Annotated in this window: 8 protein-coding genes; all 8 read right to left on the reverse strand. The window is 52.8% G+C overall.

Annotated elements, in window-relative coordinates; all coding sequences use genetic code 11:
- On the reverse strand, positions 1 to 1670 hold a 1670-nt coding region (locus ACWD4G_RS45440), incomplete at its 3' end, for a DNA polymerase (RefSeq protein WP_451304600.1).
- Complete coding sequence (locus ACWD4G_RS45445; RefSeq protein WP_451304602.1) at positions 1671 to 2078, reverse strand: hypothetical protein; 408 nt, start codon at positions 2076 to 2078, stop codon at positions 1671 to 1673.
- A gap of 67 nt (positions 2079 to 2145) precedes the next feature.
- Positions 2146 to 4320, reverse strand: a complete 2175-nt coding sequence (locus tag ACWD4G_RS45450; protein ID WP_451304604.1) for a hypothetical protein — start codon at positions 4318 to 4320, stop codon at positions 2146 to 2148.
- A 678-nt stretch (positions 4321 to 4998) separates the two neighbouring features.
- On the reverse strand, positions 4999 to 5517 hold the full coding sequence (locus ACWD4G_RS45455; RefSeq protein ID WP_451304606.1) for a GIY-YIG nuclease family protein: 519 nt from the start codon (positions 5515 to 5517) through the stop codon (positions 4999 to 5001).
- Between the two features lie 65 nt (positions 5518 to 5582).
- Positions 5583 to 6953: an FtsK/SpoIIIE domain-containing protein gene (locus tag ACWD4G_RS45460; RefSeq protein ID WP_451304608.1), complete on the reverse strand. Its 1371-nt coding sequence runs from the start codon at positions 6951 to 6953 to the stop codon at positions 5583 to 5585.
- 828 nt (positions 6954 to 7781) lie between these two features.
- Positions 7782 to 9092 (reverse strand): DUF2637 domain-containing protein, encoded by a 1311-nt coding sequence (locus ACWD4G_RS45465; protein ID WP_451304610.1) that lies wholly within the window; start codon positions 9090 to 9092, stop codon positions 7782 to 7784.
- Positions 9067 to 9444, reverse strand: coding sequence for a helix-turn-helix domain-containing protein (locus tag ACWD4G_RS45470; RefSeq protein ID WP_451304612.1), 378 nt, complete (start codon positions 9442 to 9444; stop codon positions 9067 to 9069). The genes ACWD4G_RS45465 and ACWD4G_RS45470 overlap by 26 nt, the downstream gene beginning before the upstream one ends.
- A 4-nt stretch (positions 9445 to 9448) precedes the next feature.
- A partial coding sequence (locus ACWD4G_RS45475) for a hypothetical protein (protein ID WP_451304614.1) occupies positions 9449 to 9766 on the reverse strand: 318 nt, incomplete at its 5' end.

Genomic DNA, 9766 nt, shown 5'->3' on the forward strand with positions numbered 1-9766 from the left:
TCGTCTAGTACCTTGTCGTACGACTCGTACGTATAGATACCCGACTGAAACAGATAGACGTTTCGGTACTGCTCTGCTTCCCACTCTCCGAGTTCCGAAGAGTTCTCTACTCCGTCAATCTTTGTGCGAGAAATAATGCCGTCCGTTGCGAACGACACAACGTCTGCACCTTCGCGCAATGCCATGTCAAGCACCATTGCACGACAACCCGACGTGATGAGCCCCGCCCAAATGTACGACTGAAACGGCGGTCGTTCTGCCGTCCATTCGCCGTTCCGTTGAACGAGTCGCCACCCGATCGATTGAGCCGTCTTTCCGTACAAGCTATTGATCAGAAGCTTAAGCACCTTCTGAGCACCGTTTCCGGCTTTCTTCAGTTGCTTTCGCTCTTCATAGAGACTCGTCAACTTCGCGAACGGCTTGTGATCGCACTTCTGATCAAAGACGTAACCCTCGTAGACCGGAATTGCGTCCGACCCATAGTGCTTGATTGCTACGTCTACTTCGTCTTGCCAAACCCACCGTTGACCACCGTGGGGATAGCAGACAGTACCTTCCGTCAGAAGTGAAATGTTCCGATCGATTTCCGCCTTACTCGGAACACCATTCCGCTTGTTCTCTTCCCTTTGTTCCCGAGACAGTTCCTTCGGAACGCGGAACGGAAAAGGTGCCCACCTATGCCCTTCTGTCCGTGCACCTACCCGATAGATTCCAACCTTGCCAGGCTCGAACCGATTCACCTTCCGAAACTTCCCATGAACCAGGCAGGGAAGGTTCCGAGTGATGTGAGGATACGCACTGTTAATGTCGTACGCCCACGCATCCCCCACGTACCCGACGTGAGAAATCTCGAATCGTCCGCCGTAGTAACCGGCTAGTGCTACGTCTTCCGGCAGTTCGGCAAACGAAATGTACTTCTTGATTCCCTCTTGCGTAAACCACGTTGAAGCCAACGCGCCCGGACCGTCGAATGTATTGGGCTGCAATCCGACGTGATCCATGTGCGACAACAGGTCTCGACACAGAATCGACAGATACCGGCATTCGCTGTAGCAGTACGCCAAGATATCTTCCGTCGATTCGTTCTCGAACTGAGAACGTTTCGCCTTCATATCAGCGATCGTCCGAATGAACTCCGTATCGAAGAGTTCTTTTGCACCCCAAAGGGCATTGACAAACGATGACTGAAAGAACGTGAACACGTCCCACACTCGGACACTGCGACGGTACTTCGTACGGTCACCAACTCGCTTCGTACCGGCCGAAAGGTCCGTTACTTCGAACCACTTCTTCGGCCGATAGCGAATCTCGTACTTACCCCACTTGATTCCGCCGTTTCCTCCGGCATCCGAAATCTTCCGCAAAACGTCTTCCGGAACGTCGGACAGAATCTTAGTCACGTCATAGCCGAAAGCAAACGACACAACCAACGTCGAATTATACTGCTGACAATTCAGCAAGAATTCGAGAATGTCTACCGTCGGAAGACCGTGATTCGCCATCCTGGTTTCGTCACGCTCACGACGACTTCCGTCATGAATAAGAGCCTTCTCAAAGCCCCTATCATCCGCCGCACAAATCATCGTGTACGCGTGCACTCCATCGATGTCATTACCTTCGCCATCGACAGAAACAATCTGCTTGATATCCGACCGAAACCAGGGAAGCATTTAGTACCGACTCCAATCCTTACCGACTGCACGACCAACAAGAGCGTTCCACTCTTGAATAGCCGAACCCATTGACTTGTCTCCGCCCTTCATCGTCCGTCGTCCGGCTTGCTGCTGACGCTGCCTCTCCGCATAAAGACGCAACATCACACGGTCAATATCCCGTTGCCGAACGTCCGGATTATTCCGTCGAATCTCCCGATGATCCTGCCGGTACCGATCCGACCGTTGAGCAGACTTAATCTCCTTCCGAGCCTGACGCAACATGTAGTCAGTTCGGAAGAACGGATCAATTTCCTGTGCACCGATATTCATCGCTTCGGCACGCGTAACCAACCGTCCGTCTGCCAGACGAACCAACGTACGCGTAATCTTATCCGCATACGTCGCACCTTCGGGCAAAGGCATTTCGCTTCATTCCTCCTTTCTATCAACCGCAGATGGCGCAACCTTCGAAAGAAGATTGCGCCACCAATCACGCGAAGTCGCCCACCTGAGAAAGCCAATCCGCATTGATTTGGATTGTGTGGCCGATGTCGCTTACCTTCGCTCGAACGCCTACCCCTTCGCTCTCCAAAAGCTTTACGAACTCGACTTTCGGAGGCAACATCTTTCCGCGTCGCTTTAGACCTTCTTCAAGCCTCAGATACAACCGATCAAATTCCGCTGTTGTATAGCGAAACATTCGGTCACACCCAAGCTTCGGTCGTTTTCCCTTGCCTGGCTTCCACGCGATGAACGAGCCTACCGGAGCCCCCTTCTTCAAGGGATAGACCGACATTTTCGACGGATACAAATTCTCTGAATCCGCTTCGTCGTCGACTCCTTCTTGACCCGGATTTGCGTAGTAGCCTAGGTGATGCCATTCGAGCGGCCCTAGGTCTTCGATTTCAGGATATGTAATCGTCCTGAGATCCGCCGCCTTATTCGGGGCTGTATAAGTCCCTAGATTGCTGCTTGTCAGTTGCGTATAATACTCGGCACGGAAGAGATTTAGTGGGTCATTCTCTTCTGCTTCCGTTTCGATGACGCCCCACGCTTCTTGAAGCTTTGCAGCTTCGTACAGCCATCCTGCGACCATTTCGACGCTAGGTGCTTTGACTCCCACCTTCTTTACGACTTTCAAAAGCGCAATATTTCCGGTGAGAAGGCGGCGGTAGTTGTCACGTTCTCGTTCGAAGTCTGCAAACTCCCAACGGTCCGTAATTTCTCCCGCTTCTTTCCATGCCGAGTCGAAGAGTTCTGCGTCACGCATAAGCTCTTGCACATAGTGACACTGTGCGTTGAATCGAAGTCCTTCCGACTCTTCCGACCAAAGACGTTGTAGAACGTCTAGACTTGAGTGCGTTTTTGACTCGTGAGTCATGACAACCATTCGGTTGAATACTGACTCATATTCCGGTGTACGCGGAAAGTCTTCGAGCGTCAGAATCAGCGAAGCTTTCGGCTTCGTAAACTTCTGAAGCTTGGCTTCCTTTGTGTCCGGATCGAATCCGCCACCCTTGATTGCACCACCGCCGTTGATTTTGCTTACAAGTGTTTCGATGTTTCCCACAGCATCGCGAAGGAGTTTCGCGTTCATGGGCAACATGTGTTGAGGCGTAATCATGTCGTCAATTACGACGCTGAATCCGCCGAGATGTGAGGTAGCTTTCGCGATCCCCCATGCGGTCGAACCGTTCTTCACCGATCGTGCATTGATCGTTGGTTCGATCGTACTTCCACCGCGTTCGGTCGGTGATTGATTCGGTAGAACCAACTTGGCAAGTGTTGTCTTACCTTGTTTCGTCGGTCCTACGATAGCCAATGCGACTTGTGCACTGCGATGCACTCCGTACATCGGTGCAAGTCCTGTTGTGCCGAGCAATCCGGCACCAATCCACGGATGCTTTGGCGTTACGCCGTAGAGCTTCAGAAGCTCTGCTAGCGACTCCTTTACCCGTTCTTGCTTCGCCGGACAGTAGCCGAAGCTAGCGACGCGTGCATTGTCTTGCAATGCCACGGGCAGTTCTGCCTTGTAACGGGCTTCCCACCCGTCTTCGGCTAGGGCTCCATTCGTGCCCGGAGTGAGGAATACGTATCGCTCACCATCTGACTTCGGATCGGGCTCGATTGCGCGGAACATTCCGAGTTCGTTGAAGACTTCTTCTTTCCTCAGAGTTCCGTCTTGCAGTCCGGCGCGAGCCTTAGCCCATACGACGTACTTTAGGCTTTGGTACTGACGCGAATGGATGAAGTGTTGAACTTCGAGTTTTCGCACCCATCGACCGCTTTTGTTTCCCATAGCCATCATGTCTTCGTCAGACACAGTGCCTACGATCGGTTCGGGGCTAGCGTCTCCCAAGTCAATTCGGAGAGTGTAGTTCAAGTTACTTTCACTCGTCTTTGACTTCGTCCTGAATTCCGTCAGTTCGGCAGGCTGGTAAATCGCCTCAACTTGAACCGTGCCAGGGATCACGAGATTCCGCCGAAGCGACCGTTCCGGACCGGAGCGAGTGAGTGTGTAAGTCTTTACCCACTTCGTTCCGTCTTGCTTCAGTTCCTTCTCATCCGGAATCTCGTAAAGCTCAGTATTAGGAAACGGAATCCGTACGCGGTCCGCCATCCAATCGCGTTGCGAAGGAATGCTATCCGTCGTCGTTTCCGTCAAGTCATTATTAGAGGTTCCGCCCCAACCATTGGGCGGGACGTATGATCCACTGCCGGTTGTTCCGTTGGGGTCGGACATTCGCTATACTCGCTCTCAGTTCCCGTTCTCGATTGGGACAGCAATTCCGGGGTCTTTTTGCGGAGATTCGGAATTGCGAAAATACGCGCGAGCCCCTAGACGTGATGGCCTAGGGGCTCGCTGCACGTTCGGGAGGAAACCGACGTGATCTCAGCCTAGCTCTGTGATCATGGTTTTTCGACCGCCCGGAGACGATTACTCCCCGTTACGGCCGGTTACCCCATTTCGTCACTCTGAGTCACTGCGATTTCAACTCGGACGTCGACGGATCTCTAGTCGGAATTCTTGTTGTTCTTCGGCATCATGGGTCGGATAAACCCAATCATCACCGTGATGCAGATAGCGCAGATAGCAAGCGCGATAAGCATCCCGATAACCATTGCCGTAAGAGCGGTGAATCCCCAGACGACAGCCAAGATGAGAACTATCCACAAAACAATCTGTCCGGCGGACGCCTCTTGGACTGCCGAAAAGAACCCGTTGTTACCTCCTGAACTCATGTACGTGCCTTTCACTAATTCCTGTCGCCCGGATGCGTACAGGAATACGAAAGGCCACCCGAACGAATTCGGATGGCCTAACGTACTTCTATACCGCTTCCTATGCTGCATTCGGCTTGAGATTTCTCTTTCCTGCCCTAGGCCGTTCGTAATGCCAAGCTTTCAGATTTGTTTCCGTCCATGCCGGACGCCTGCCTATCCTCCTTTCACCCTTAATTGCATTTCGCTTTCGGGCACCGATGAAAGCCTCTTGAGACATACCCAAGAAACTTGCCGCAGCATCAATTCCCACGATGAACCCTTCCGCTTCGTCTGGAATAGCTACTGTGCGACGTGACCCTAGGGTAGGCAAGTATTCTGCAAGACTTCCGCGTACGTCAAACCATTCACGGTTCTCGTACACACGGTATTCGGCATACCGTTCATGCATTAAGGCTTCCATCTCTTTTCCGCCCATCACCACTTTCGCAACGTCGGGAAGAGCCAGAGACAAAGCATTTACACGCTGTACTAGATTCGTAGTCGTTCCAATCTTCACCCGATCACCCATCCGAATGAAGTACACAATTGGCGAATGATTTAGTCCAGACAAGAGACGTGCGAACTCCAACCCTTCCACTAACTCACCTTCTTTGATAGGGAGTTGAGAACGGCCGACCACTCGTAGGTGGTCGGCCGTTCTTTCTAGCTTTCCTTCTTCAGAATTACTTCTGTCGGAGGAAGTTCCCGCTTTCCTGCCCTAGGTCGCTTAGAATGCCATTCGCGCAAGTCGACGACATTCCAAGCAGGCTGACGGCCCTTCTTTGTTTCGCCCGGAATTGCGTTTCGCTTTCGGGCTGTTATGAAGGCATCCTTCGGCATTCCTAGGTAGGCTGCGGCTTCGGCCAGGCCGACGACGACCGTGGGCTCTGCTGTGACCCTCTGGCCCGGCAGACCCGGGTCAGAGGACGGCTCAGCCCCTGGTACGGACGCATGAGGGTCGTTGACCCGGGTCGTTCCCCCAGAGGCTGTCAGAGCCCCTGTGGGAGCCTCCCAGGACTCCTCTCCGGCCGGAGGGAAGACAGCAGTCTCGATGACCGTAAATTCCGCCGTCCGCTCTTCGAGCCATTGACGCCTTAGAGCGTCCCCGGCAAAGGCCATCCGCTGTACTTGCTCTTGCGTGATATACGTCAACTGAATCGGCACCGGTTCGGCACCGTTACTCCAGAATCCCCGACCCTTCAAAACCGGGGTCGGCTGACGCTTTCCACCGAAGAGCATTCGCCAACTCATCGCGTCTTGCGGTCCAGCACCGATTTTCGCACCGTAGTTGAATCGTGCGTCCGTACTCCGAAGTACATATGCGTTGGCTTGCTGTGCACCGACAGCCAAGAAGTGTCGGGCAAAGCGGCCCTGTTGCAAAATATCGTCTTCAAAGTCGAACGTGGGGGGAATGCCCTTCCCTCCCTTTCGCTTCCAGTGCGAACGCATCGCGCGGGTATACGCACCCTTTTCGTCAATCACTAGGAGACGCGTCGGATACGTCAAGCGGTCGTCAATGTCGGCCCCCGCTTCAAGGTCTGCATAGACCCTGTCCATCGATTGCTTGTATTCCGTCACCACATATTCCCACGATTCGGGGTCTGTGTGAATCCGGACATTGGGCAGTCCGCGCAAATCGATTTTGCCTTTTCGGTGGTCTGCGAATCCGACTCGCTTCGGGTCAATCACGTCCACAATTCCGCCATGAAGCAGAACCCACGCAATAAGCATGGTGATTGTGACCGTCTTTCCCGAACCGGTTGCCCCCGCTACCAGAGTGTGAGGGGTTTCGGATTCCAATTCGATGAACGACCACGTCTTATCGTCCACCATGCCGATAGGAACGGCAAATTCTTTCGACTTCTTCGCCGTTTGAATCCAGTGATCGGGCAGAGCTACCAGTGAAGGAATCGGTTTCGTCGGGACGAACTTAAGGCGGAACTTCCGCGTATTAGACTGCATTACCCACTGACCAGGAAAACGCGACTCAACGAGCCTTTGAATCAGTGTCAGCAAGTCTCCGGTTGCGTTCATGTCTTTCGGCAACCGTACGCCAACGCTTGCCCTACCTACCGGCCAGAGGACATCCGCCCATCCGGAATGCTCGCGCAACCACGCTTGCATACCCATCGGAATTACGCGAACTGTTCGTACTGTCCTCTGCTTTCCTTTCCGTCGTTCTTCTTCCGACAAGGGTTCCGAACGACCGAAGGTTACCGTTCCCGACGTGAGGAACCACGCAACCAATGGCGGGATACCAGTCCTAGCGGCTGCACGTGGAATCGTGACCCATCGGGAAGCCCTTTGGTCCATCGGCCACGTTGCATTCCGCATCCGGCACAACGTCACGTAGAACGGCATCACTACGTTTCGGTGATGATCCGTCCACATACGAACGAGTACACAGACAATACCCGTCAGAATCGACGCGTAGACTGTGATCTGAGTTCCGTTGCCCCATCCGTGCATGGCAGCGTAGACCCAAATAACGATGAAAAGCAGTATCGCTTTGAACACTGCATTCCGACTTCGCTTACTCTCGATTTGCTCGTATGTCAGCGTGGTGTTCTCAGTAGACGCATTTGAGTTTCGCCGTAGACTGCGAGACAGATACGCAAGGCCGAATATCCCTATCCCCCTCTGTCGTTCATACTTACGCGGATTCCGCTTGAACAACAGAAGAGCAATAAGGATTACCGCACCCCACGTAAGATTGTTCATAGGTGTTCCCCTTCCTATGTACGCGGGTTAAGCCGAGTCGAAATGACTCCGGCGAGTGTTCCGCATTTCTCACTGCGAAACACCACCGCAACCATTCCCACTTATGAAAAATGGTTTCTCACCGACGTGAGAAACCATTTCTCATCCGTTCTTCTCATTGACGAGACGAAGCGATGGGGATTTCAGTGCAGCTTCCCGCCAACGATAAATCGTTCCCTGACTCGACTTAGAGCCGTGCGATTGCAGCCATCGTACGACGTCCATTCCGTTGTCAGTTCCTACGTATCGCATGGCGAACCTAGCCGCTTCTTCCCCACTTCTCATCGCAGAGATGTTCTCGACATGCCGACATGCCGACGGGTCGACCTGAGAACCTGTCGACCCACAGAGAGCGCAAAGACCCTCCTGACCAGCACTTATCACCGGCTTATCGATCTTCTCACGAGAATTCTCGCCGTTCTCACCAGGGGCCGACGTGGTGTCCGGCTCGTTAGACGATTCGTCGTGACCATCGTCTAACGAAATCGCTTTTCCCACGTGAGAACCCATCTTCTCACCGTTTATCGCGACTTTCTCACCGGTGAGAAGTGGTTTCTCATCGACTTTCTCACCGGTGAGAAGACCTTTCAGAATTTCGGTCTTTCGAGAATTGGTGAGAAGTTGTGTATCCGTCTTCCGACGCTTGCCCTTTCCTTGTTTCTCACCGACGTTAATTCCGTCAGGAGTAAGGAAGAACTCATACAGCCGAGTTTCCGGATTCTTACCATGCGCTTCTAGCGCAAGCATGATGCGAGGATCGATCCTATTTTTCAGGGAAGCTTCAAGCGTAATTGCAACCCTCGGATCGGTAATCCCGTACTCAAGTGCAAGCGTTCGAGCACCCCAACGACGGAACGGAAACTTCAGCCATTCCGTCAACGGGAAGTGCGCCGTTCCTACGTTGAGCGTTCCGCTATCGATCCGTGCTGCACGACGGATTCGACGGAACATCCAATGCGAGATAAGCGCTACCAGAATGGAGAGACCAGCGTAATAGGCTCCGGCGAAATACCGGTTATCACCAGTCGCACCCTTCCACCCTTGATATCCGTTGAATACAGCGGATACAACGGCGAAGAACTGTACGAGAAAGCGCAACCCTGACGCGTTCTCATTGTCAATCATTGAGACGATAGCCATGCAGCCAAACATGATGACTGCACCGTCAAGGCTACCGGGAACAATGTGGACCATCCATCCGTCAAGTCCTAGAACTTCTTGACCGAAGTGGGTAAGTCCTTCCCATGACAGAGCGAAGATACTTCCAATCGCTCCAAGCATGAAAATGTAAGCAACGACTGACGCGCGTTTACCGATGACTTCAACGTTTATTGACGTTCTCGGTTTTGATTGCGTTTCGTTGTCAGCCTTCTTCAGAGATACCGAATTAGTCTTCTTCCTCCGGAGACTCATCGTCGCTTATTCCTCCTTCCTTCTGTTCACGTTCCTTCAAGACTTCTTCGGCCGTCTTACAGAACGACGCATAACGCTTTCGAGCGTCGCCACGGGGGTTACTTTTGCCGCTTTCCCACTTAGACAAAGCAGCGTCAGAAACTCCTAGTTGCTGTGCAAGGGCAACTTGCGACAGTCCGAACGCTTCTCGCAATTGCTTTCGTCGTTCTACCGGCGGAAGATCTAGCGACATTTCGGGCTGTAGCCGCATCCGAAGAAAGTCCTTCATTTCTTCATCAGACACGTAATTACCCTCTGCCTTCTGATGGGGAGAGGAGTGCTCAATGCACTCCTCTCTTATCGTCGCGTTCATGTTTTCACTCAGTCTTAGCCTGAGTCTTAGAAGCTGTCCTCTTTCGCGGAGCACGCGAACGAGGAATAGCCTTCTTGGCTTCCGTTGAAACGTCATCGGAAGATGACTTGGACTCCTGAGAATCTTCCTCAGAAGGACCGAACATTTCGTCAGAAATGTTCTCTTCCTTCTTCGTTCCCCACTTGTTTTGCGGTCGCTTAACGTCCGCAATAGAGAACTGAAGATTCGGCCCTACAGCTACTGCCGTAAGGACTGCCTGATCTCGGGTGACTTCATCGTCTCCCTTCCAGCGATTAATCCGGAGAGAGCCGTAAGCCATGAT

This window comes from Streptomyces sp. NPDC002643, assembly GCF_053592555.1.

Bases quoted from the DNA above. Each gene is read 5' to 3' on its own strand.
- ACWD4G_RS45460 (WP_451304608.1), bottom strand. From the start codon at position 6,953: ATGAACGCAACCGGAGACTTGCTGACACTGATTCAAAGGCTCGTTGAG.
- ACWD4G_RS45470 (WP_451304612.1), bottom strand. From the start codon at position 9,444: ATGAACGCGACGATAAGAGAGGAGTGCATTGAGCACTCCTCTCCCCAT.
- ACWD4G_RS45445 (WP_451304602.1), bottom strand. From the start codon at position 2,078: ATGCCTTTGCCCGAAGGTGCGACGTATGCGGATAAGATTACGCGTACG.
- ACWD4G_RS45465 (WP_451304610.1), bottom strand. From the start codon at position 9,092: ATGAGTCTCCGGAGGAAGAAGACTAATTCGGTATCTCTGAAGAAGGCT.